General features: G+C 67.0%; 14 protein-coding genes, 1 other RNA gene and 4 pseudogenes. 11 read left to right on the top strand and 8 right to left on the bottom strand.

Annotated features, from left to right (window positions below):
• Positions 1–63 precede the first annotated feature (63 nt).
• The gene (ppx, locus tag ACFJI0_RS12230) at positions 64–1548 is read right to left on the bottom strand and encodes an exopolyphosphatase (protein WP_382325184.1); all 1485 of its coding nucleotides are present in this window, start codon (positions 1546–1548) and stop codon (positions 64–66) included.
• Between the two features lie 210 nt (positions 1549–1758).
• Between ppx and pstS the strand changes: the two genes are divergently transcribed.
• The 7 genes and pseudogenes from pstS to phoR all read left to right on the top strand — a co-directional run bounded on the left by pstS (position 1759) and on the right by phoR (position 8362).
• Positions 1759–2790, top strand: a complete 1032-nt coding sequence (pstS, locus tag ACFJI0_RS12225; RefSeq protein WP_382157395.1) for a phosphate ABC transporter substrate-binding protein PstS — start codon at positions 1759–1761, stop codon at positions 2788–2790.
• 108 nt (positions 2791–2898) lie between these two features.
• Complete coding sequence (gene pstC, locus ACFJI0_RS12220; protein ID WP_382157397.1) at positions 2899–3879, top strand: phosphate ABC transporter permease subunit PstC; 981 nt, start codon at positions 2899–2901, stop codon at positions 3877–3879.
• Positions 3880–3890: 11 nt separating this feature from the next.
• Positions 3891–4745, top strand: a pseudogene (pstA, locus tag ACFJI0_RS12215) (phosphate ABC transporter permease PstA).
• Between the two features lie 42 nt (positions 4746–4787).
• Positions 4788–5582: a phosphate ABC transporter ATP-binding protein PstB gene (gene pstB / locus ACFJI0_RS12210; RefSeq protein WP_382157401.1), complete on the top strand. Its 795-nt coding sequence runs from the start codon at positions 4788–4790 to the stop codon at positions 5580–5582.
• 33 nt (positions 5583–5615) lie between these two features.
• Positions 5616–6317, top strand: coding sequence for a phosphate signaling complex protein PhoU (phoU, locus tag ACFJI0_RS12205; RefSeq protein WP_382325182.1), 702 nt, complete (start codon positions 5616–5618; stop codon positions 6315–6317).
• The gene (gene phoB, locus ACFJI0_RS12200) at positions 6314–7045 is read left to right on the top strand and encodes a phosphate regulon transcriptional regulator PhoB (protein WP_382157405.1); all 732 of its coding nucleotides are present in this window, start codon (positions 6314–6316) and stop codon (positions 7043–7045) included. Before phoU ends, phoB begins: the two co-directional genes overlap by 4 nt.
• Positions 7042–8362 (top strand): annotated as a pseudogene (gene phoR, locus ACFJI0_RS12195) (phosphate regulon sensor histidine kinase PhoR). The gene phoB and the pseudogene phoR overlap by 4 nt, the downstream one beginning before the upstream one ends.
• On the opposite strand, the gene ACFJI0_RS12190 reads toward phoR, so the two are convergent.
• The 4 genes from ACFJI0_RS12190 to trxA form a co-directional block, all read right to left on the bottom strand.
• Positions 8352–10085 (bottom strand): ArnT family glycosyltransferase, encoded by a 1734-nt coding sequence (locus tag ACFJI0_RS12190; protein WP_382325180.1) that lies wholly within the window; start codon positions 10083–10085, stop codon positions 8352–8354. The pseudogene phoR and the gene ACFJI0_RS12190 overlap by 11 nt on opposite strands.
• Positions 10086–10181: 96 nt before the next feature.
• Entirely contained in the window at positions 10182–10436 is a 255-nt protein-coding gene (locus ACFJI0_RS12185; protein WP_382157412.1) for a type B 50S ribosomal protein L31, read from the bottom strand.
• A gap of 86 nt (positions 10437–10522) precedes the next feature.
• Positions 10523–11785, bottom strand: a complete 1263-nt coding sequence (gene rho, locus ACFJI0_RS12180; protein WP_159594444.1) for a transcription termination factor Rho — start codon at positions 11783–11785, stop codon at positions 10523–10525.
• 184 nt (positions 11786–11969) lie between these two features.
• A complete protein-coding gene (trxA, locus tag ACFJI0_RS12175; protein ID WP_291120781.1) occupies positions 11970–12302 on the bottom strand; it encodes a thioredoxin TrxA in 333 nt (110 codons plus the stop codon).
• A gap of 230 nt (positions 12303–12532) precedes the next feature.
• Between trxA and ACFJI0_RS12170 the strand changes: the two genes are divergently transcribed.
• The 3 genes and pseudogenes from ACFJI0_RS12170 to ACFJI0_RS12160 all read left to right on the top strand — a co-directional run.
• Entirely contained in the window at positions 12533–15055 is a 2523-nt protein-coding gene (locus ACFJI0_RS12170) for a PD-(D/E)XK nuclease family protein (RefSeq protein ID WP_382325178.1), read from the top strand.
• Positions 15052–18402, top strand: coding sequence for a UvrD-helicase domain-containing protein (locus tag ACFJI0_RS12165; RefSeq protein ID WP_382325176.1), 3351 nt, complete (start codon positions 15052–15054; stop codon positions 18400–18402). The genes ACFJI0_RS12170 and ACFJI0_RS12165 overlap by 4 nt, the downstream gene beginning before the upstream one ends.
• A pseudogene (locus ACFJI0_RS12160) lies at positions 18399–19653 on the top strand (TIGR03862 family flavoprotein); the annotation flags it as partial. The gene ACFJI0_RS12165 and the pseudogene ACFJI0_RS12160, both read left to right, overlap by 4 nt.
• An 11-nt stretch (positions 19654–19664) precedes the next feature.
• On the opposite strand, the gene ACFJI0_RS12155 reads toward ACFJI0_RS12160, so the two are convergent.
• The 3 genes from ACFJI0_RS12155 to ffs all read right to left on the bottom strand — a co-directional run bounded on the left by ACFJI0_RS12155 (position 19665) and on the right by ffs (position 20474).
• Positions 19665–19997 (bottom strand): SMR family transporter, encoded by a 333-nt coding sequence (locus ACFJI0_RS12155; RefSeq protein WP_382325174.1) that lies wholly within the window; start codon positions 19995–19997, stop codon positions 19665–19667.
• A gap of 10 nt (positions 19998–20007) precedes the next feature.
• Positions 20008–20361 carry a DOPA 4,5-dioxygenase family protein gene (locus ACFJI0_RS12150; RefSeq protein WP_382325172.1) on the bottom strand — a complete coding sequence of 118 codons (354 nt, stop codon included), beginning with the start codon at positions 20359–20361 and terminating at the stop codon, positions 20008–20010.
• Between the two features lie 16 nt (positions 20362–20377).
• An RNA gene (ffs, locus tag ACFJI0_RS12145) (signal recognition particle sRNA small type) lies at positions 20378–20474 on the bottom strand.
• A gap of 74 nt (positions 20475–20548) precedes the next feature.
• On the opposite strand from ffs, the pseudogene dnaX reads away from it, so the two are divergent.
• Positions 20549–22463, top strand: a pseudogene (dnaX, locus tag ACFJI0_RS12140) (DNA polymerase III subunit gamma/tau).
• Positions 22464–22475: the final 12 nt, after the last annotated feature.

Below are 22475 nucleotides of genomic sequence, written 5' to 3'. Positions count from 1 at the left end.
TAAACCGTATATACCGTTTCCCGTCTACCTCGGAACAGTGACAGCTGTGTGACAGTGTGGGCGCTACCGGATGTCCGCCGTGAACTTCCAGGCCGACTTCTGCCAGGCCACCACCTCTTCCCCCAGCAGCCAGGCCGACTGCGGGTAGCGTTTGGCCCATCCCGGGTTGGTCGAGAGCTTGAAGGCGCGCGACTTGTAGCTCAGCTTGACCGATTGGTACTCCGGCATCTGGCGCGCGTGGCAGAGCAGCACGGCCAGGCGCAGCGCCATGAGCTGCTTGGCGAACAGCTCGTCCATCAGGGCGTCTTCGAGTTTGCGCAGCTTGCCGCGTTGGCCCATCACCAGCTGGCTCATGCGGTGCAGTTCGGGCAGGGAAAAGCCCGGGGCATCCATGTTGTCCAGGATGTACGCGCCGTGGTGGTGGGAGCGTTCGTGCGAGATGTGCGTGCCGATCTCGTGCAGGCGTGCCGCCCACGCCAGTTTCTGCGAGTAGCGCTCGTTCTGTGCGTCGAGCGCCGCGATCTGGGCGAAGAGGGCGGTGCTGACCTCGCTGACCCGCTGGGCCTGCACATCGTCGGCCGAGAAACGGTGGGCCAGCCAGCGCACGGTGCGCTCGCGCACGTCGCCGCCGTCGGTGTCGCGATCAATCAGGTCGTAGAGCGCACCGTGGCGCAGCGCGCCCTGGGCCGGCACCATCTGCTCGATGCCGAAGAGGTCGAAGATGGCGCGCAGCACGCTCACGCCGCCACCGATCACCGGGCGGCGGTCGTCTTTCAGGCCCTCCAGGCGCAACTGGTCGGCGCTGCCGGCCTTGATCATCCGCTCGGTCAGCCAGTCCAGCCCGGCGCGCGTGACCACGCCGGAGGCCCAGCCATTGGCCGCGAGCATGTCGGCCACCGCCCCCACGGTGCCCGAGGAGCCGTAGGCGATGGTCCATTCGGGCGGGGGGAATTTGTCCAGCGCCTCGTCGATCACGGCCTTGGCCGCCACTTCAGCGGTCTTGAAGGCCGATGCGGTGAACTGGCCGCGCGGAAAATAACGCGTGGACCAGGCCACGCTGCCCAGCCGGTACGACTCCATGGCGCGCGCCGTGTAGCCCTGGCCCAGGATCATCTCGGTCGAGCGCCCGCCGATGTCCACCACCAGGCGCTTTTCGTCCGAGTGGGGCAGCAGGCGGGACACGCCCTGGTAGATCAGGCGGGCTTCTTCATGGCCCGACACCACGTCGATCGAGAACCCCAGGATGGCCTGGGCGTTGCGCAGGAACTCGTCGCGGTTTTTCGCTTCGCGCAGGGTCTGAGTCGCCACGGCCCGGACCTGCTGTTTCTTGAAGCCGTGCAGCCGCTCGGCGAACCGTGCCAGGCACTCCCAGCCGCGCTCCATGGCGGCCTGGCTGAGGTTCTTTTCCTCGTCCAGCCCGGTGCCCTGGCGCACGGTTTCCTTCAGGTATTCGATGCGCTCGATGTGGCCCGAGTGGTAACGGCCGATCTCCAGCCGGAAACTGTTGGAGCCGAGGTCGATGGCGGCGAGGAGGGTTCCGTTTTGCATGCGAGACGACGGCGCGGGGCCGAGGGGTGGCCCCAGGGGCTGGATTGAGCGGGAAAACCCGGATTGTGACGCATGGCCGTGAAGCGCCGCCTGTCGGTGGTCTCAGGAATGATCGCCTGTTGTGTGACAAGCGTTCGATGTCACATGGATGTCATATTGCCTGCCTAAAGTCCTCCTTGTTCTGAATCCCCAACCGCTAGGAGTCACTTCATGATCAACAAACGAATTTTCCTCAAGACCGTGGCCGCAGCCGCCATGGCGACCGCTGGCATGGGTTCCGCACTGGCCGCCGACATCACCGGCGCAGGCGCTTCTTTCCCCTACCCGATCTATGGCAAGTGGGCTGAGGCCTACAAGAAGGAAACCAACGTTGGCCTGAACTACCAGTCCATCGGTTCTTCGGGTGGCATCCGCCAGATCAAGGCCAAAACTGTGGCCTTTGGTGCTACCGATGCCCCTGTCTCCGGTGAAGACCTCGACAAAGACGGCATGGTGCAATTCCCCGCCATCATTGGTGGCACGGTGCCCGTGATCAACCTCGAAGGCTTCAAGCCGGGCGAACTGCGCGTGACCGGCCCCGTGCTGGCCGACATGTTCCTGGGCACCATCACCAAGTGGAACGACCCCAAGCTGGCCGCCCTGAACCCCGGCAAAGCGCTGCCTGACCAGGCCATCACCGTCATCCACCGCTCGGACGGCTCGGGCACCACCTTCAACTTCACCGACTACCTGTCCACCGTCAGCAAGGACTGGGCCGACAAGGTGGGCAAGGGCGCCGCCGTGAAATGGCCGGCCGCTTCCTCCGTCGGCGGCAAGGGCAACGAAGGCGTGGCCGCCAACGTGACCCGTGTGAAGGGTTCGCTGGGTTACGTGGAATACGCGTACACCAAGAAGAACAACATGCCTTTCCTGCAACTGCAGAACAAGGACGGCAAGTACGTGAGCCCGGACGACAAGTCGTTCGCCGCCGCGGCTGCTGGCGTGAACTGGTTCAGCGTGCCGGGCATGGGCGTGTCCATGGTCGATGCCAAGGGCGCCGACAGCTGGCCCATCAGCACCGCCTCGTTCATCCTGATGTACAAGCAGCCGACCGACAAGGCCCAGTCCGCCGAAGTGCTGAAGTTCTTCGACTGGTCCTTCAAGAGCGGCAAGCAGATGGCCGCCGACCTGGACTACGTGGCCCTGCCCGACAGCCTGACGAACGAGATCCGTTCCAAGGTCTGGTCGCAGATCCAGAAGTAATCAGCAACCGACTTGTCCGATGACATCCGCCGGCTGGAAAGGGCTGGCCGGCGGATCCCGTTGTTCTCAGGATCACAATACGGAGTCAACATGAGCGTGGGAACAACCATGAGTTCGAAATCTGCGCCGGCAGCGTCCGGCAACCCCAGCATGGTGTCGATTGCCAAACGGCAACGCATCGAAGACATCTTCTTTCACCGGGTCACCCAGGGCTTCTCGCTGCTGGTGCTGGTGGCCCTGATGGGCATCATCATTTCCCTGTTTGTCAATGCCTGGCCGGCTTTCCAGAAGTTCGGCCTGGGTTTCGTCTGGCGTGTCGAATGGGACGTCGTCAACGAGGAGTTCGGCGCCGCGATCGCCATCGTGGGCACGCTGGCCAGCGCCGGCATCGCCTTGCTGATTGCCGTTCCCCTGGCCTTCGGCATCGCGCTTTTCCTGACCGAAAACTGCCCCGTCTGGCTGCGCCGCCCCCTGGGCACGGCCGTTGAGCTGCTGGCGGCCGTGCCGTCCATCATCTACGGCATGTTCGGTCTGTTCGTCTTCGCACCCCTGTTCGCCGACTACGTGCAGCCCGGCATGCAAGGCCTGCTGGGCTCGATGCCGCTGATCGGGCCCCTGTTCGGTGGTGCCACCAACGGCATCGGCATCCTGGCCGCCGGCATCGTGCTGGCCTTCATGGTGCTGCCCTTCATTGCCGCGGTGATGCGCGACGTGTTCGAGATCGTGCCGCCCATCCTGCGTGAATCGGCCTATGGCCTGGGTTGCACGACCTGGGAGGTGGTGCGCCGCGTGGTGCTGCCCTACACGCAAAAAGGCGTGATCGGCGGGATCATGCTGGGCCTGGGCCGCGCACTGGGGGAGACCATGGCCGTGACCTTCGTGATCGGCAACGCCAACCGCCTACCGACTTCGCTGTTCTCGCCCGGCACCTCGATCGCCTCGACGCTGGCCAACGAGTTCGGTGAAGCGGCCGACTTCCACCTCTCTACCCTGTTCGCCCTCGGTTTCCTGCTCTTCGTCATCACCTTCATCGTGCTGTCAGCTGCCAAGATCATGCTGCTGCGCGCTGAAAAGGCCAAAGGTCTCTGAGACACCACACCATGGAATTCAACCACCGCCTCTACAAGCGCCGCCAGCGCGCCAATGCCATCGGCCTGACCCTGTCCATGGGCGCCATGGTGCTGGGCCTGTTCGTGCTGCTCTGGATCCTCAGCGTGCTGTTCAGCAACGGCCTGGCCGCGCTGGACTGGAACATGTTCACCCAGTCCACGCCGGCGCCGGGCACGGATGGCGGCGGCCTGGCCAACGCCATCGTCGGCAGCCTGATGATGGTGGGCTTCTCGGTGCTGGTTTCCACGCCCATCGGCATCTTTGCCGGCGTGTACCTGGCCGAGTACGGCGATACCAGCAAGACCGCCGAGCTCACGCGTTTCGTGACCGACATCATGCTGTCGGCCCCTTCCATCGTGCTGGGCTTGTTCGTGTACGCCATCGCCGTCGCACGCTGGGCAACTTCTCCGGCTGGGCCGGCAGCCTGGCGCTGTCGCTGATCGCGGTGCCTGTGGTGGTTCGCACCACCGAGAACATGCTGCGCCTGGTGCCGGGCAGCCTGCGCGAAGCGGCTTTCGCCCTGGGCGCGCCGCGCTGGAAAGTTGCGCACGCTGGTGACGCTGCGCGCGGCCAAGAGCGGCGTGATGACCGGTTTGTTGCTGGCCGTGGCCCGCATCAGCGGCGAAACCGCGCCGCTGCTGTTCACCGCCCTGAACAACCAGTTCTTCAGCACCGATATGGGTGCGCCCATGGCGGACCTGCCAGTGGTGATCTTCCAGTTCGCCCTGAGCCCTTACGACAACTGGATTCGACTGGCCTGGGGGGGCGCGTTGCTGATCACCCTCTCGGTGCTGGCCCTCAACATCGTGGCGCGGGTCTTCCTGCGCGAAAAGAAGGCGGGCTGAGCCCCGTCCCCGCACAACCGAATACCCGACACGGAACCGACCATGCCCAACACCGCCACTGCCTCGGCCGCCACGGCCACCGCCAAGAATGCGCTGGAGCTGCGCAACCTGAACTTCTTCTACGGCAAGTTCCAGGGCCTGAAGAACGTCAACATGAACATCGAGGAGCGCAAGGTCACCGCCTTCATCGGCCCCTCGGGTTGCGGCAAGTCCACGCTGCTGCGCACGCTCAACCGCATGTACAGCCTGTACCCCGGCCAGCGCGCCGAGGGCGAAATCAATTTCTACGGCCAGAACATCCTGGACTCCAAGCAGGACATCAACCTGCTGCGCGCGCGCATCGGCATGGTGTTCCAGAAGCCCACGCCGTTCCCGATGTCGATCTACGACAACATCGCCTTCGGCGTGAAGCTGTACGAAGATCTCAGCCGCGGCGAGATGGACGATCGGGTGGAATGGGCGCTGTCCAAGGCGGCCCTTTGGAACGAGGTCAAGGACAAGCTCAACCAGAGCGGCCTGTCGCTCTCCGGCGGCCAGCAGCAACGCCTGTGCATCGCGCGCAGCGTGGCCGTGAAGCCCTCGGTGCTGCTGCTCGACGAACCCACGTCCGCGCTGGATCCGATCTCCACCGGCAAGGTGGAAGAATTGGTGCACGAGCTCAAGCAGGACTACACCATCGCCATCGTCACGCACAACATGCAGCAGGCTGCCCGCTGCAGCGATTACACCGCCTACATGTACCTGGGCGAGCTGATCGAATTCGGTTCGACCGAGCAGATCTTCTTCAAGCCGAACAAGACGGAGACGGAAGACTACATCACGGGCCGTTTCGGCTGAGCCCGCTCATTCAGCGACCCAAGGAGGCCCTACATGACCGACAAACACATCTCCAGCCAGTTCGACGCCGAGCTGAACTCCATTTCCACGCACGTGCTCGAAATGGGCGGCCTGGTCGAGTCCCAGCTGCACCAGGCGGTCTATGCGCTGATCCACATGAGCCTGGAATCGGCCGAGCAGGTGATGGAGAACGAAAACCGCATCAACCAGATGGAAGTGCAGATCGATCACGAGATCATCTCCACCATCGGCCGTCGCCAGCCCACCGCCCGCGACCTGCGTTTCCTGATTGCCATTTCCCGCACCACGCAGAACCTGGAGCGTGCCGGTGACGAGGTGGCCCGCATCGCCCGCATGGTCAAGTCCATCATCCAGAATGGCTCGCCGCGCAACCTGCCAAGCTCGGAGCTGCGCATGGCCGCCGACCTGGCCGCCGCGCTGCTGCGCAAGTCGCTCGATTCGTTCGCGCGCCTCGACACCGCCATGGCGGTGGCCATCATCAAGGGCGACGACGCGATCGACCACGAGTACAACGGCTTCCTGCGCAAGCTCATCACCTACATGATGGAAGACCCCCGCACCATCTCGCCCAGCCTGGATCTGCTGTTCCTGGCCAAGTCGATCGAGCGTGTGGGCGACCATGCCAAGAACATCGCGGAACAGATCATCTTCATCGTCAAGGGTGAAGACGTGCGGCACGTGCCCATGTCGGCCGTGGAGTCGGTGGTCGGATGAGAAAGCTGCCACGCGTTCTCGTGGTCGAGGACGAACCCTCCATCGCCGAACTGATCGCGGTCAACCTGCGCCACAACGGGTTCGCGCCCACTGTGGTGTTCGATGGCGCCGCTGCCCAGCGCGAGGTGGATGCGGTGCTGCCCGACGTGATCCTGCTCGACTGGATGTTGCCTGGCGAAAGCGGCGCCGTGCTGGCGCGCCAGTGGCGCAAGAACGAACGCACCAAGACCGTGCCCATCCTCATGCTCACCGCGCGCAGCGACGAGAGCGACAAGGTGCAGGGCCTGGATGCCGGTGCCGATGACTACATCACCAAGCCCTTCTCCACCCAGGAGCTGCTCGCGCGCATCCGCGCCGTGCTGCGCCGCCGGGCCCCCGAGATCGTGAACGACTCGGTGCAGGTGGGTGAACTGGCGCTGGATGCCGCCACCTACCGCGTGACCTTCCGGGGTGTGGAACTCAAGGTCGGGCCCACGGAATTCAAGCTGCTGCACTATCTGATGAAACACGCCGAGCGGGTGCACACCCGTGGTACGCTGCTCGACAAGGTCTGGGGAGACCATGTGTTCATCGAGGAGCGTACCGTGGACGTGCACGTCAAGCGATTGAGAGAGTCATTGGGTGAAGCGTCCGGCATGGTGGAAACGGTGCGCGGCGCGGGCTACCGCCTCACGGCGATGAATCACACCGGAAAACCGGCTCAAGGCGCCCCGATCCCGGCCGCATGACCCGTCGTGCCATTGAATTGCTGCTCCTGGTCGCCCTGGGAGCGGTCTGGGGCTGGGCCCATGAGTCGCCCGGTATCACCTTCGCTGGCGGCCTCGTGGGCGCTCTGGTGTGGTCTTTCGTGGATGGCCTGAGGGCACGGCGCGTGATGCGCTGGCTCAACAAGGGCGAGGCGACCCGGGCCCCCAATCTCAGCGGCGCATGGGGCGAGCTCGTGGAGCGCTGCCGCAAGGTCATCAAGAAGCTGGAGAAAAAGGCGCAGAGCAGCGACGCGCGCCTGGAAGATTTCCTGGCCGCCATCCAGGCTTCGCCCAATGGCGTGGTGCTGCTCGATTCTTCCGGACGCATCGAGTGGTCCAACCTCACCGCCGCCAACCACCTCGGCTTCGACCCCCAGCGCGATCTCGGGCAGTACGTGAGGAATCTGGTGCGCAACCCGGCCTTCACCGCTTACTTGGCGGGGGGCGATTTCGGCCACGAGATCCAGATCGACGGGCCTGGCCCACGGCCGTCGCAGCCCACCAAGATTTCGCTGCAGATCCACCCCTATGGCAAGAAGCGCAAGCTGATGATCACGCGCGATGTGACCGCCGTGCAGCTGGCCGAGACGATGCGGCGCGACTTCGTGGCGAACGTGTCGCACGAGATCCGCACGCCGCTCACGGTGCTCAGCGGCTTCGTGGAGACCATGCAGAGCATCCCGCTGGAAGAGGCGGACCGCACGCGTTACCTCGATCTCATGAGCCAGCAGGCCCACCGCATGCAGACCCTGGTGAGCGATTTGCTGACCCTCTCCCGGCTCGAAGGCAGTCCCGCACCCGGGCCGGGCGAGTGGATCGATGCCGACGAGCTGCTGAACCACGTGGTGGCCGAGGCGAGGGGGCTGACGCACGCGATTGCCGCCACGCCGCACGACATCGAACCGTTGGATGGCCCCGATCTCTGGGTCTCGGGTGCCCGCACGGAGTTGCTGAGCGCGATGTCGAACCTGATGAGCAATGCGGTGCGCTACACGCCGGGCGGCGGACGCATCCGCTCGGGCTGGCGGCGGCGTGCAGACGGTTGGGTGGAGTTCTTCGTCAACGACACGGGGCCGGGCGTGGCCGCAGAACACCTGCCGCGCCTGACCGAGCGCTTCTACCGTGTGGACCGCAGCCGTTCGAGGGAAACCGGCGGCACCGGCCTGGGGCTGGCCGATCGTCAAGCACGTGGCGCAGCGCCATGGCGGCCACATCGAGGTGCAGAGTGTCCTGGGTGAAGGCTCGACTTTCGCGATTGCCTTGCCCCCTTCGCGGGTGCGCGAGCGCGTCAGCGGCTGACGCGCTGGTAGACCAGCAGGCTTTCCTTGTTGTCGGTCAGCCGACGCACCGTGGCCTTGAAAGCCCATTGTGTGAGGTCGACGCGCTGGTCCAGTGAGCGTTGGTTCTCGGGATCCACCACCAGGCTGCGGCACCGGTTTTCATCCGAGGCACCTGTGCGCACCAACTCCAGGCGGCCGTGGTACTGCAAGGCCGCGATCTGCGCCTGACTCAGGCCATCGACCAGCACACAACTCTGGGGCGAGACCAGGCGCGCGATGCTCCGCGAGATCGGGCCGTAGCTGCGGCCGAAATCCAGCAGAGGCAGCCAGAGCGTCATCAACAACAGCCAGCACAACGTGCTGCCGGCCGCGGGCAGCACCAGGCTCTTCCACAGCGCCTGGCGGTGACGGCCGACGCGCCAGGCCACGAGCCAGAGCCAGGCGGCCGTCGCGATCGCACCGGCGGCGAAAAGCAGGAAGGAGAACTCGGGCACGAACCCGGGCGCCAGGCGGGCGACGTTGGCGGCGGGCTTGGCGGGAACGCCGGTCTGCATGGCCAGCCAGATCACCCAGATCACCAGCGCACAGCCCGAGAAGAACACCAGCGTGAACCAGTCCACCAGCGCGGCCACGCTGCGGCGCAGGGTGGGCAGGGCGAAGGCGGCCAGCGAAGCCAGCGCAGGAAGGCCCAGCAGCAGGGCGCGGTCGCGTTCGTCCGACAGCGCGCTGTCCGCGACGCTCACCAGCGCCGCCCACAGCGGCAGCGCCACATGGGGCCGCAGCAACTGATGGCGCCAGCGCCACAAGGTCCAGAGCACGAGCGGCCAGGCGGGCCAGGTGAACCACACCAGCAGCTTGCCCCAGCTGCGCCACTGCACTTCGGCCCAAGGCGTTTGCAGGGCAGGGGCGGGCACTTGACCGAGGTAAATCGCCACAGCGAACACCACCACCAGCAACAGCGCAGCCGACAGCAACGGGTCGCGCCCCGAGGCAGGCGTCTCCAGCAACCAATCGGTCTGCGGAACGGATGAGAGGGGCGCGCGGCGCGAGAGCCACAGGATCAGGAGCAATCCACTGGCCAGCAGCACGGCGATCCAGGGAGCACCGCTGAAGACCAGCCCGAGCACCGCGACCCCCCAGGCGAACACGCTGCGCAGCGGCCGGCGGCTGCCCGCGTGCGCGAGCCGCGACGCGGCGAACAGCAGCAGCGACACCCAGGCCAGGCGAGCCAGGTCGGGCGTGGTTTCGTGCGAAAGCTGGGCCAGGCCGAGGCAGGCCATGAGTGCCAGCAGGCCTGCATCGGCCAAGGCGCGCGCGTAGTCGGTGGGTTGTGCTTCGCCACCGAAGGCGAAGGCCACCGGTTGCGCGGCGGGTTGGCGTGCCAGGTGGTACACCGTGTACCAGGTGCAGATCAACGTGAGGGCCAGCAGCAAGGCAAACGGGATGCGGACCGCGAAATCGGGTGAGACGAAGGGCAGCAGCCGGATGAAGGCCGCGCCCAGCCAGTAGGGCAGGGGACCGGCTTCTTCGACCGCCAGACCCAGCACCTGGGGACTCCACCAGCCGCTGTGGCCGGCGGCCATTTCCAGCATCACGCCAAATGCGGATACGTCGGCGTTCTTCCAGGGCTCGCGGCCGAGGAAACCGGGCAGCACATAGGCCACGCAGAACAGAATGAGCGCGAGCCGCGGCAGACGGCGCACGGCCGACTGGGTGACGATGGCGGGGGTGGGCTGGTTCACTGCGGCGAATATACAGGGGCGAAAAAAAAGCAGCCGGATCGGGCTGCTTTTCTGAGCAAGGTGCGGACACCCGGGAAAAGCCCGGGCACACGCCGCTTACTTGGCGGTCTTGGCGTAACGGTTGCGGAAGCGCTCGACGCGGCCACCCATGTTGTCCACGCTTTTTTGCGTGCCGGTGTAGAAGGGGTGCGATTCGCTGGAGGTGTCCAGCTTGTACAGCGGCAGCTCGCGGCCGTCTTCCATCTTGATGGTCTCTTTCGTGTTCGCGCAGGAGCGGGTCACGAATTTGAAACCGTTGGAGAGGTCCTGGAAGCAGACTTCGCGGTAGTTGGGGTGGATACCGTCTTTCATGGCGTTTCTTTCAGTTCAGGTGCCGCAGCCGCAACGAAACCGTTTCGTTGTACTTGCCGCAATTAGCAAAGCCTTGGATTATAGCCTTAACCGCCCCGACGCATCATGTCGAAGAATTCGGAGTTGTTCTTGGTCGATTTCATGCTCTTGAGCACCATCTCCATCGCCTCGATTTCGTCCATGTTGTACATGAATTGACGCAGGATGCGGGTTTTTTGCAGAATTTCGGGCTGAAGCAGCAATTCCTCGCGGCGCGTGCCGCTGCGGTTGAGCTGGATCGAGGGGAACACGCGTTTTTCGTACAGGCGGCGGTCCAGGTGGATTTCGCAGTTGCCGGTGCCCTTGAATTCTTCAAAGATCACTTCGTCCATCCGGCTGCCGGTGTCGACCAGGGCCGTGGCGATGATGGTCAGCGAACCACCTTCTTCGATCTTGCGGGCCGCGCCGAAGAAGCGCTTAGGCCGCTGCAGGGCGTTGGCGTCCACGCCGCCGGTGAGCACCTTGCCGCTGGAGGGCAGCACGTTGTTGTAGGCACGGGCCAGGCGGGTGATGGAGTCGAGCATGATCACGACGTCCTTGCCCAGCTCCACCAGGCGCTTGGCGCGCTCGATCACCATCTCGGCCACGTGCACGTGGCGGGCCGCCGGTTCGTCGAACGTGGAGGCAATGACCTCGCCGCGCACGGTGCGCTGCATCTCGGTCACTTCCTCGGGGCGCTCGTCGACCAGCAGCACCATGAGCACCACCTCGGGGTGGTTGGCCGTGATGGCGTGGCACAGGTGCTGCATCATCACCGTCTTGCCGCTCTTGGGCGGCGCCACGATCAGCGCGCGCTGGCCGCGGCCGATGGGGGCGATGATGTCGATCACGCGGCCGGTGATGTTCTCTTCGCTCTTGATGTCGCGTTCCAGTCGCATCTGTTCCTTGGGGAACAGGGGCGTCAGGTTCTCGAACATGATCTTGTGCTTGTTGTCCTCGGGGGGCAGGCTGTTGATCTTGTCGAGCTTGTTGAGGGCGAAGTAGCGTTCGCCGTCCTTGGGGATGCGCACCTCGCCCTCGATCATGTCGCCGGTGTGCAGGTTGAAGCGGCGGATCTGGCTGGGCGAGATGTAGATGTCGTCGGTGCTCGCCGTGTAGCTGGTGTCCGGGGCCCGCAGGAAGCCGAAACCGTCGGGCAGCACTTCCAGCACGCCGTCCGCATACACCAGTTCACCGCCCTTGGCGCGCTTCTTGATGATGGCGAACATCAGCTCCTGCTTGCGCATGCGGCCAGGGTTTTCGATCTCAAGCGCTTCGGCCTGCTTGAGGACTTCAGACACGTGCAGTGCCTTGAGTTCGTTAAGGTGCATGGAATTCACTCCGAAAGGGAGTTGAGTCAAAACCGGGGGAGGGGGCGCCGGCGTCCGGATGGCGGACGGTGCGCGGAAAGAAGGGCGGGCGTCTGTCAGGCCCGCTGAAGCAAATTATGACAGGAAATAGGGGGCCGGGGAAACCGTGCCCGGGCGTTGCACCCGGGCACCCTTCAGCAAGGCATCAGGCCAGTTGCTGGTCGATGAAGGCGGTGAGCTGCGCCTTGCTCACGGCGCCGACCTTGGTGGCGGCCAGCTGGCCATCCTTGAACAGCATCAGCGTGGGGATGCCGCGGATGCCGAACTTGGCGGGCACGTCGCGGTTGTCGTCCACGTTGAGCTTGGCGATCTTGAGCTTGCCGTTGTACGAGCCGGCCACTTCATCGAGGATCGGCGCAATCATCTTGCAAGGGCCGCACCATTCGGCCCAGAAGTCCACCAGCACCGGCGCTCCGGCCTCCAGCACATCAGCCTGGAAGCTGGCATCGGAAACGTGTTTGATCAGGTCGCTGGCCATGATTCATCCTAAAAGTCGTTGAACGGGGAGGGGTTACAGTTTGGGTCACATGCCAGCAGTTCAAGGTGTTCTCACACCCTCTGAGCGCACGGTCCGCATCATTGTGACAGAAACACCCATTTCCATGACGCCTGTAAGCTCGATCCCGAGAGGCCGGTTCGCCGGCCGCGGGAGAGGGCCATCCATCGATGCGCCAATGGGCGCGCTGGATCGCGCACATCGATCAGGCCATGCAGGACCGTGCCGTGCCCGCCAGCCGTGTGGTGGTGCTGGTGCCCTATGCCCAATTGATGGACGCCGGGCGCAAGGCCTGGGCGGCGTCGCACCCGAGCGGGTTTGCCCCGCGTTTCGAATCCAGCCGCAACTGGGCCGCCAGCCTGCGGCCCTTCCTGCCGGGTCCGGGCGATCTGAGCATGGACATGGCACGCGACAGCCTGATGGCCGCGGCCCTGATCGAACGCGTGGCACCCGCGCGTGCCGATGCCGCCTTGCGCGCCATCATGGTGGGCCGCCTCGTGGAGGCCGCGCGACAGCTGGCCCCTTTGGCCGCCGCGTTGCCGCCCGAGGAAAGGCTGGCCTGGGCTGAACCGCTGCGCGCGTCGCTGGCGCCCGCCGCTTCCTCGTTGTACTGGGAGGGGCTGTTGCGCACGCTGGCGCTGACCTGGGTGAGCGCCTCCGCCTATGCCACCGATGTGCTGTGGGCACCGATGGCGCAGCCCGGCGTCCACGCCGATCTGTTGGTGGTGCTGCAGGGCTTTCAGGAAGACCCGTTGGCCATGGCCTTGGCCGCGCGTTGGGGTGAACAATCGCTGGTGTTGTCGCTCGGCGAAATGGACGATGGCGCCAGCGGTGTGCCGGGTCTGCACGCCTGCGGCGACGCGGAAGACGAAGCCCAGCGCGCCGCGGCCTGTGTGATCGCGCAGGTCAACCACGGACACGTGCCGGTGGCGCTGGTGGCGAACGACCGACTGCTCACCCGGCGCGTCAGCGCCATGCTGCACCGTGTGGGTGTGTCGGTGCGCGACGAGACCGGTTGGAAGCTCTCCACCACCCACGCGGCCGCACAACTCATGAGCGTGCTGCGCGCGGTCGATGCGCGCGCCTCGATGGACGATGTGCTGGACCTGCTCAAGCAGGCCAAGGCCTGGCCCGAGGCGCAGGTGCAGCAACTGGAACAGCTCGCGCGCGAAGCGGGTGTGTCGCGCTGGAAGGCAGCGCTGCAGCACGAGCGGCTTGCCGCGGTGATTCCCGAAGGCCTGCCCGCCTGGCTCGAGGGCTTGCAGGTGGGAAGACCCTTGACGATGTGGCTGGGCGACCTGGCCGCGGCGCTCAAGGCCTGTGGCCTGTGGACCTCGTTCGAGAGCGATCCCGCCGGACAACAACTGGTGCAGACCTTGCGTCTGGGCGAAGGCGCGGCCATGGAGCTGGCCGGCGTGACCCAGGCGGTGGAAGGGTCCACGCGCGGTGGTGCGCGCCTGTCCCTCAGCGCCTTCACCGCCTGGGTGCGCGATGTGCTGGAGGGGGCGAGCTTCATGCCCCGCAGCGCGGGCGACGCGGCCGTGGTGGTTCTGCCCATGGCGCAGCTGCTGGGGCGGCCTTTCGCCGCCACCGTGGTGCCGGGTTGCGACGAGACGCACCTGAGTCCCAGCCCAGAGCCACCCGGCGACTGGACGACGGCGCAGCGCGAGTTGCTGGGCCTGTCGTCCCGCGAGGCCTTGGCCCAGGCCTCGGCCAGTGCCTGGCGGGCCACGCTCGCCTTGCCGCATCTGGATCTGCTGTGGCGCACGCAGGAGCGCGGCGAGGCCGTGCTGCCGAGTGCCTGGGTACAGGCGTTGCCGGTGCAACCAGGGGTGGATCCACGTGACCTGCGCCCGCTCACGCCAGCGACCCAACCGAGGCCCACGCCTTCCGCCAGCGATGTGTTGCCCGAGTCGCTCTCGGCCAGCGCCTACCAGGACTTGCGCGATTGCCCCTACCGTTTCTTCGCGCTGCGCCAGCTGCGCCTGGTCGAGGCCGCCGAGCTCGAAGCCGAGCCGGATCAGCGCGACATGGGCAACTGGTTGCACGCGGTGTTGCGCGCCTTCCATGAGCAGCGCGGCGACGCCCGCCCGGGACGCGACGTGGACCAGGCCTGGCTTGACCGGCTGGCCGACGAGACCGCCACCGCCATGGGCTTGAACGCGGGCGAGGGTGGGGCCGGTTTCCTGCCTTACCAGGCGGTGTGGCCCGCGCTGCGCGAGGGCTATCTGGACTGGCTGGCCGGTTTCGAAGCCACCGACGACCGGCCGGGCCCGCGCTTCGTCCAGGCCGAGGCCGAACGCGTCGCGAACGCAGGGCCCTGGAAGCTCTACGGCAAGCTGGACCGCATCGATGCGCAGCACAGCCCCGAAGGACCGATTCCCTTCGTGATCGACTACAAGACCGAAAGCCGCAGCAAGACCCACGACCGCGTGAAAGAGCCACTGGAAGACACCCAGCTGGCCTTCTACGCGGCCCTGCTGCCCGACGACAACCTGCGCGCCGCCTACCTCAGCATCACCGACAAACGCGGCGACGGTGGCAAGGACGGCCCCACCTGGCTCGTGGAGCAACCGGACGTGCTGATGGCGCGTGAGCACCTGCAGGCCGGCCTTGCACACGACATGGCGCGCGTGGCCGCCGGCCAGCCCATGCCGGCGCTCGGCGAAGGCCGCGTGTGCGACTTCTGCGCCGCACGGGGCCTGTGCCGCAAAGATTTCTGGACGCCCGCATGACGGCACCCGCCTACCGCATCAACGGCGCGCCCGCCGCGCGCGAAGCCTTCTATGCGCTGGCCTGCGATCCCGCGCGCAGCATTGCCGTGGAAGCCTGTGCCGGCGCGGGCAAGACCTGGATGCTGGTCTCGCGCATCCTGCGCGCGATGCTCGACGGCTGTGCGCCGCAGGACATCCTCGCGATCACTTTCACCAAGAAGGCGGCCGGTGAAATGCGCGACCGGCTCAACGCCGAGCTGCGCCGTTGGGCCACGCTGGCCGACGACGCCTTCGCCAATGAGTTGCGCGCGCGTGGTCTGAGCGAGACCGATGCCCGGCGGCGCGTGCCCGAGGCCCGAGGCCTGCATGCGCGCGTCACCGCCATCGGTCGTCCCGTTCAGGTGCGCACCTTCCACAGCTGGTTCGCCGCGTTGCTGCGCGGAGCACCGCTGTCGGTGCTGCAGGAACTGCAGTTGCCGGTGCAGTACGAGTTGCTCGAAGACGACGCGCGCGCGGTGGCCCAGGTCTGGCCGCGTTTCTACGCGGCGCTCGCCGCCAGTCCCGTCGAGCGAGAGGACTTCATGGCCAGCGTGGCCGAACATGGCCGCCACCAGACACTGGTGGCGCTGAAGAAGACCCTCGACAAGCGCGTGGAGTTCGCGCTGGCCGATGCGGCGGGTGTGGTCGAGGCATCGGTCGAGCCGATGGCGCAGCGCTACCCGGAGTTCGCGGGTTTCGACGAGCCGGCGCAATGGCTGGTGCAGGACGCCCGCGCCGTCACGCTGCTGCGCGAAGCCGCTCACGCCCTGGGGCGCGCGAGCGCGCCGACCTTCTCCGCCAAGGGCGTCGAGCTGGAGCAGGCGCTGGGCCAGGCCGATGGCACGGGGGTGCTCACGGCCTTGCTCACGCAGAAGGACGAGCCGCGCAAGTTCAGCGACAAGCTCACCGGCATCGAGGCCGTGCGCGCCGCGCAGCAACTGGCGCTGCGAACGCTCGAAGCCATGCGCCAGCACCGCGCCTGGTTGCACCACCAGCGCCTCTCGCGCCTGGCCCGCGTGTTGCTCATGAGCTTTGCCGCTTTCAAGCGCGAACGCGGCTGGGTCGACATGAACGACGTGGAGGGTGCGGCGCGTCGCCTGCTGGGCGATGCCGAGCTCTCGGGTTGGCTCCAGCAGCGGCTGGACGCGCGCGTGCGCCACGTGCTGATCGACGAATTCCAGGACACCAACCCGCTGCAATGGCAGGCCCTCTACGGCTGGCTCTCGGCCTATGCGGGCGCAGGCCCGGGCGAGGCGCCCTGCGTGTTCCTGGTCGGCGACCCCAAGCAATCGATCTACCGCTTTCGCCGTGCCGAGCCGCAGGTGTTCAAGGCGGCGCAGGCCTTCGTGGTGCAAGGCCTGGCCGGTGCGCTGCTCAGTTGCGATCACACGCGCCGCTGTGCGCCTGCGGTGGTGGACGCGCTCAACGCCGCCATGGGGGCGGCGGTGCAGGCCGGCGAATACGGCAGCGACTACCGTCCCCACACCACCGAAAGCACCGCGCAAGGCGAGGTGTTGTGTCTGCCGCAGCTGCCACGCAGCCTGCTGGAGCGAAGCCAATCGGGGAACGATGGCGAGCCCGTGTGGCGCGACAGCCTGACCACGCCGCGCGTGCTGCCCGAAGACAGCCTGGCCGCGCTGGAAGCCGGGCAGGCCGCCGACTGGATCGCCACCGAGGTGGCCGACGGGCGCCTGCTGCCCGACGACATCATGGTGCTGTCGCGCCGCCGCGAGCGCCTGGCCCGGATGCACGAGGCGCTGCTCGACCGCGGCCTGGCCAGCGAACAACCCGAAAAGTTGGAGCTCGGCGAAGCGCCCGCGGTGCAGGACGTGGTGGCGTTGCTGGACGCCCTGGTCTCGACCCGGCACGACCTGAGCCTGGCGCGGGCCCTCAAGTCGCCGCTGTGTGGCTGGAGCGACGACGACCTGGCCCAGCTCGCGCGCCTGCGCCAGCGCTGGACGCCGCCGCGCACCGATGGCGCGAGCTCACCAACCCCTCGGCCTTCGTGGTGGGAGGTGCTGCAGCGTTTCGGCGCCTTGCCCTCCGATGAACAAGCGGCGGCCGCCTCCACCCCGGCGCAGGCTGCGCAGTTCCAGGACACCGCGCAGCGCCTCGCGCTCTACCGGGGTTGGCTGCTCAGCTTGCCGCCGCACGATGCGCTGTCCGCCCTCTACGACCATGGGGACGTGCTCGCGCGCTTCGCGCAAGCCGTGCCCGCGAGCCAGCGCGCCGCCGTGCTCGCCCAACTGCGCGACCTGCTGACCCAGTCGCTCGCGCAGGATGGCGGCCGCTTCCTCACCCCGTACCGCTTCGTGCGCGCGCTCAAGGCGGGTGGCATCAAGGCCACGGCGGTGCAGACGCCCGGCGCTGTGCGCCTGCTCACCATCCACGGGGCCAAGGGCCTGGAAGCCCACACCGTGCTCATGCTCGACACCGATTCCGGCTCCGCCCGGCCCGAGAGCATGGGCGTGCTGGTGGACTGGCCGGGCGAAGACCCGCTGCCGCGCCGCTTCGTGTTTCTGGCCAGCGAAAAATCGCCACCCGACTGCGCGGTGGACGCCTTACAGCAGGAGCAGCAGGCGCGCTCGCTGGAGGAACTCAACGCCCTCTATGTGGCCCTGACGCGCGCCGAGTCGCGGCTGGTGATCTCCAGCTTCGAACCGCACAAGCGCGGCACCACCACCTGGTACGCACGCTTGCAGCCGCTGGCCGCGCCGCTGGAGGCACCGTTGCCCGCGGCCGATGCCGATGGCCCCCCTTCGGTGCAAGCCCAGGTCTTCCACTTGCCGAGCTTGCCTCCTCTGACTGTGGAGACCGCCTCCGTGGTGAATGCGGAAGTCGCACCGCCCGTGGACGACACCGCCAACCGCATCGGCCTGGCGCTGCACCGCCTGCTGGAATGGCGGCCCACGCCGGCCCAGGGTTTCGATTGGGCACCCGAACACACGCAGGCCGTGGCGCGCGAGTTCGCGCTCGACCCGGCCCAGGCGCGCGATGTGCTCGCCATGGCCCAACGCATCGTGAGCGGCGAGGCCGCCTGGGCCTGGGACGCGGAGGCGCTCAACCACTGGGGCAACGAGGTCGAGCTTTTCCACCAGGGGGAGCTGCTGCGGCTGGACCGCCTGGTGCGCCGCCGCGACAGCGGCGACTGGTGGGTGCTGGACTACAAGAGCGCTGCCCATCCCGAGCGCCAGCCCGAACTGCTCGCGCAGATGGAGGGCTACCGCCAGGCCATGGCGCAGGCCCGGCCGGGTGAAGCCGTGCGGCTCGCCTTCATCAACGCTCAGGGCCGGCTCATCGAGCTGGTCGCTGCATCAAGTTCTTCATGACCGATTCGAGTTCTTTTCTGCCTGTCGATGTGGCTGTCATCGGCGGCGGCCCCGCCGGCCTGATGGCCGCCGAAGTCATGGGCCGCGCCGGCCTCAACGTGCACCTGTTCGACGCCATGCCTTCGGTGGGCCGCAAGTTCCTGCTCGCGGGCAAGGGCGGCATGAACCTCACGCACGCCGAAACGCTGCCGGCCTTCGTGGGCCGCTACGGCGCGCAGGCAGACCACCTGCGCCCGCTGCTCGAGACCTTCGGGCCGCAGGCCGTGCGCGACTGGGCCACCGGCCTGGGCATCAGCACGTTCGTGGGCAGCTCGCAGCGCGTCTTTCCCACCGACATGAAGGCCGCGCCGCTGCTTCGGGCCTGGCTGCACCGGCTGCGCCATCCCGAGTCCGGTGGCACGCCGGTGGGCTTCCACATGCGCCACCGCTGGACGGGCTGGGACGGCACAGCCCTGGTGTTCGACACGCCGCAGGGGCCGCTGCGGGTGCAGTCCCGCGCCACCGTGCTTGCGCTGGGCGGCGCGAGCTGGGCGCGCCTGGGCTCCGACGGTGCCTGGGTGCCCCGGCTGCAAGCCGAGGGCGTTGACGTGGCGCCGCTGCAGCCCAGCAACTGCGGCTTCGACGTGGCGGGCGGCTGGAGCCCTTTCTTCCTGGAGCGTTTCGCGGGCCAGCCTTTCAAGTCGGTGGCCGTGCGGTTCACGGACAGCCTGGGGAACGGTTTTCAGCGCAAGGGCGAATTCGTCGCCACGGCCACCGGTGTCGAAGGCAGCCTGATCTATGCCGTGTCGGGCCTGTTGCGCGATCAGATCGCGCGCGAGGGCCGGGCCACGTTCGAACTGGACCTGCTGCCCGACCGCACGGCCGAACAGGTGCTGGCCCAGGTGGCGCATCCGCGCGGTTCGCGCAGCCTCTCGAGCCACCTCAAGAGCCGGCTCGGCTTGGAGGGCATCAAGATCGGCCATCGTCAATGAAATGTTGAGCAAGGACGCGATGCACGAGCCCGCCCGACTGGCCGCCGCGCTCAAGGCCTTGCCCATCACGCTGGCCGCCGCGCGACCCATCGACGAAGCCATCAGCAGCGCCGGTGGCGTGCGCTGGGAGGGGCTGGACGATGGCCTGATGGTGCGGTCGCGACCGGGCCTGTTCTGTGCGGGTGAAATGCTCGACTGGGAAGCGCCCACCGGGGGCTATCTGCTGACGGCCTGCCTGGCCAGTGGGGTGGCGGCCGGTGAGGGCGTGCGCCGCTGGCTGCGCCACCTGATTCAGTGGGCCGAGCTTTTCGAGAGCAGGTTGAGCACCAGGACGCCCGCCACGATCAGGCCCATGCCCAGCATGCCGGCGGCATCGAGCTTCTGGCCGAACGCCAGCCAGCCGATCAATGCGATGAGCACCACGCCCACGCCCGACCAGACGGCGTAGGCGATGCCCACGGGAATGGTGCGCAGGGTCAGCGACAGCAGGTAGAACGCCGCGCCGTAGGACACCACGACGATCGCCGAAGGCCAGAGCTTGCTGAAGCCCTCGCTGGCTTTCAGGGCGGAGGTGCCGACGACTTCGGCGGCAATGCGCAGCCCGAGCAGGATCCAGGGGTTCATCGCCGGCCGTTCAGTCCACCAGGGCCTGCAGGTTCAAGGGATAGGACTTGCCCAGCCACAGCGCGCCGTCGCGGTGATCGCTCAGCGCGTCGCCGGTGTTGGGGTGGATGAGCACATCCAGCGCAGCGTGGTTCAGGGCGAGCCAGCTCACCACGTGAGCGAACTCGGGGGCATCGAAAGCCACCTGGTAGGTCCAGGCCGGATGCGGCCCGACCGGTTTTTCGTGGAACCGCCCGATCTGCACGTGGGCGGCGAGTTCGGCGGCGATGACTTCGCGCAAAGCCCAGGCGGCATCGCGCGTGTCCGTACCAAAGTACACGTGGGCATGCCAGCTGGCAATGGAGGCGGGATCGCGCACGGACATGGTGGGATGAGAAGAAGGTGACGAGCCTTGACCCCGGCACTGGATTCACAGTTAGGGCTGCTTGGTTCCCCACCTGACCCGGTTGGCCGCTTCACCATGCGGGAAGGCCCGTCGAGGTCGATTGTAGGCGATGGGGTGTGTCGATGTCGGATCACCTTGCAATACCCCGCCGCTTAGAATCGTCGCCATGTCCTATGTCGTCCTGGCCCGCAAATACCGCCCGCGCAATTTCACCGAAATGGTGGGGCAGGGCCATGTGGTGCAAGCGCTCTCGAATGCCTTGACGACCCAGCGCCTGCACCACGCCTACCTGTTCACCGGGACACGTGGCGTGGGCAAGACCACGGTCTCGCGCATCCTGGCCAAGTCACTCAACTGCCTGGGTGCCGACGGGCAGGGCGGCATCACCGCCGAGCCTTGCGGCGTGTGCCAGGCCTGCACCGACATCGACAGTGGCCGTTTCGTCGATTACACCGAGCTCGATGCCGCTTCCAACCGGGGCGTGGACGAAGTTCAGGCCCTGCTGGAGCAGGCGGTCTACAAGCCGGTGCAGGGGCGCTTCAAGGTCTTCATGATCGACGAGGTGCACATGCTGACCAACACGGCGTTCAACGCCATGTTGAAGACGCTGGAAGAGCCGCCCGAGTACCTCAAGTTCGTGCTGGCCACGACGGATCCGCAGAAGGTGCCGGTGACCGTGCTGTCGCGCTGCCTGCAGTTCAACCTGCGGCCCATGGCGCCCGAGACCGTGCTGGAGCATTTGCAACAGGTGTTGCAAGCCGAAAACGTGCCTGCCGAGGTGCAGGCGCTGCGCCTGCTGTCGCGCGCCGCTCGCGGCTCCATGCGCGACGCGCTTTCGCTCACCGACCAGGCGATTGCGTTTGGCGGCGGCCAGTTGCAGGAGGCCACGGTGCGCCAGATGTTGGGCGCGGTGGACCGCTCCTATGTGCTGCGCCTGATCGATGCGCTGGCCCGCGCCGATGGCGCCACGGTGGTCGATACCGTGGACGCGCTGCGCGTGAATGGCCTGAACGCCGCGTCGACGCTGGAAGAGATGACCGGCGTGCTGCAGCGCATGGCCGTGCTGCAGGCCGTGCCCGACCGCGCCCAGGCCGAAGGCCTGGACGACCCCGATGAAGCGCAGATCGCGCGGCTGGCGCAAAGCCTGCCGGCCGACGAGACGCAACTGCTCTACAGCCTGTGCCTGCATGGGCGCGGCGAGCTGGGCCTGGCCCCCGACGAGTACGCCGCGCTCACCATGGTGCTGCTGCGGCTGATGGCCTTCAAACCCGCCAACACGGCCGCTGTCAGCGCCGCGGCGGAAAAAAAAACACTGAAAACGGCTGAAGCGCCTGTTGCGGAGGTGGCCGCACCCGCGGCTGCGTTGGCGCCCACGCCGGTGCCGATGGTGCGTTTGCCGGTGGTGAACCCGCCGCCGGCCGTCGCTCCACCCGCGCCCGTGAGGGCGCCGCAGCCCTCCGCGGTGGCTGTGTCGGCACCCGCCGCCGCGCCGCAGATGCCCGCCGAGCCGGTGGACGATGCGCCCTGGCCCGAGGACGATGGCCCTCCCTGGGAAGAGGCCGAACCGGCGCCACCCCGTGTCATGGCCGATCCCGGTGCGCGATGCCGGTGAACCCGGCCCGGCGGATCAGCCTCAGGCCCGCGACGAACACGGCACACAAACGGTGTTGCCCGCCGCGCCCGGTGGCAGCGTCGAAGGCGATTTCTGGTTCGAGACCGTGATGCAGCTCGTGCGCGCGGAAGCCATCACCGCGCTGGTGCGCGAGCTGGGCTTGCAATCGCAACTGATCGCGCGCGACACGGACCAGTGGATGCTGCGCGTGGAGCGCAGCTCGCTCAACCAGGGCAATACGCGCGAACGCCTGGCCACGGCGCTGAAGACCATCGGCCACGAGGTGCGCCTCTCGGTGGAGATTGGCAGCGTTTCGGACTCGCCCGCGCGCCGCGTGGCAGCGGAAGCGGCGCGCCGCCAGCGCGAGGCTGAGGCGCACATCCTGAACGACCCCTTTGTCCAGACCATGATGCGCGACTTTGGCGGCAAAATCGTGCCCGGTACCCTCAAGGCCATCACCACGGCCTGAGCCTCTTTTCTT

It is taken from the genome of Hydrogenophaga sp. UC242_53 (genome assembly GCF_042696965.1).
Classification (GTDB): domain Bacteria; phylum Pseudomonadota; class Gammaproteobacteria; order Burkholderiales; family Burkholderiaceae_C; genus Hydrogenophaga.
This window is presented reverse-complemented; position numbering and strand designations above follow the sequence as displayed.

Coding starts and splice junctions, on each gene's coding strand:
- ppx (WP_382325184.1), bottom strand. CDS start 1,548: ATGCAAAACGGAACCCTCCTCGCCGCCATCGACCTCGGCTCCAACAGT.
- pstS (WP_382157395.1), top strand. CDS start 1,759: ATGATCAACAAACGAATTTTCCTCAAGACCGTGGCCGCAGCCGCCATG.
- pstC (WP_382157397.1), top strand. CDS start 2,899: ATGAGTTCGAAATCTGCGCCGGCAGCGTCCGGCAACCCCAGCATGGTG.
- pstB (WP_382157401.1), top strand. CDS start 4,788: ATGCCCAACACCGCCACTGCCTCGGCCGCCACGGCCACCGCCAAGAAT.
- phoU (WP_382325182.1), top strand. CDS start 5,616: ATGACCGACAAACACATCTCCAGCCAGTTCGACGCCGAGCTGAACTCC.
- phoB (WP_382157405.1), top strand. CDS start 6,314: ATGAGAAAGCTGCCACGCGTTCTCGTGGTCGAGGACGAACCCTCCATC.
- ACFJI0_RS12185 (WP_382157412.1), bottom strand. CDS start 10,436: ATGAAAGACGGTATCCACCCCAACTACCGCGAAGTCTGCTTCCAGGAC.
- rho (WP_159594444.1), bottom strand. CDS start 11,785: ATGCACCTTAACGAACTCAAGGCACTGCACGTGTCTGAAGTCCTCAAG.
- trxA (WP_291120781.1), bottom strand. CDS start 12,302: ATGGCCAGCGACCTGATCAAACACGTTTCCGATGCCAGCTTCCAGGCT.
- ACFJI0_RS12170 (WP_382325178.1), top strand. CDS start 12,533: ATGCAGGACCGTGCCGTGCCCGCCAGCCGTGTGGTGGTGCTGGTGCCC.
- ACFJI0_RS12165 (WP_382325176.1), top strand. CDS start 15,052: ATGACGGCACCCGCCTACCGCATCAACGGCGCGCCCGCCGCGCGCGAA.
- ACFJI0_RS12155 (WP_382325174.1), bottom strand. CDS start 19,997: ATGAACCCCTGGATCCTGCTCGGGCTGCGCATTGCCGCCGAAGTCGTC.
- ACFJI0_RS12150 (WP_382325172.1), bottom strand. CDS start 20,361: ATGTCCGTGCGCGATCCCGCCTCCATTGCCAGCTGGCATGCCCACGTG.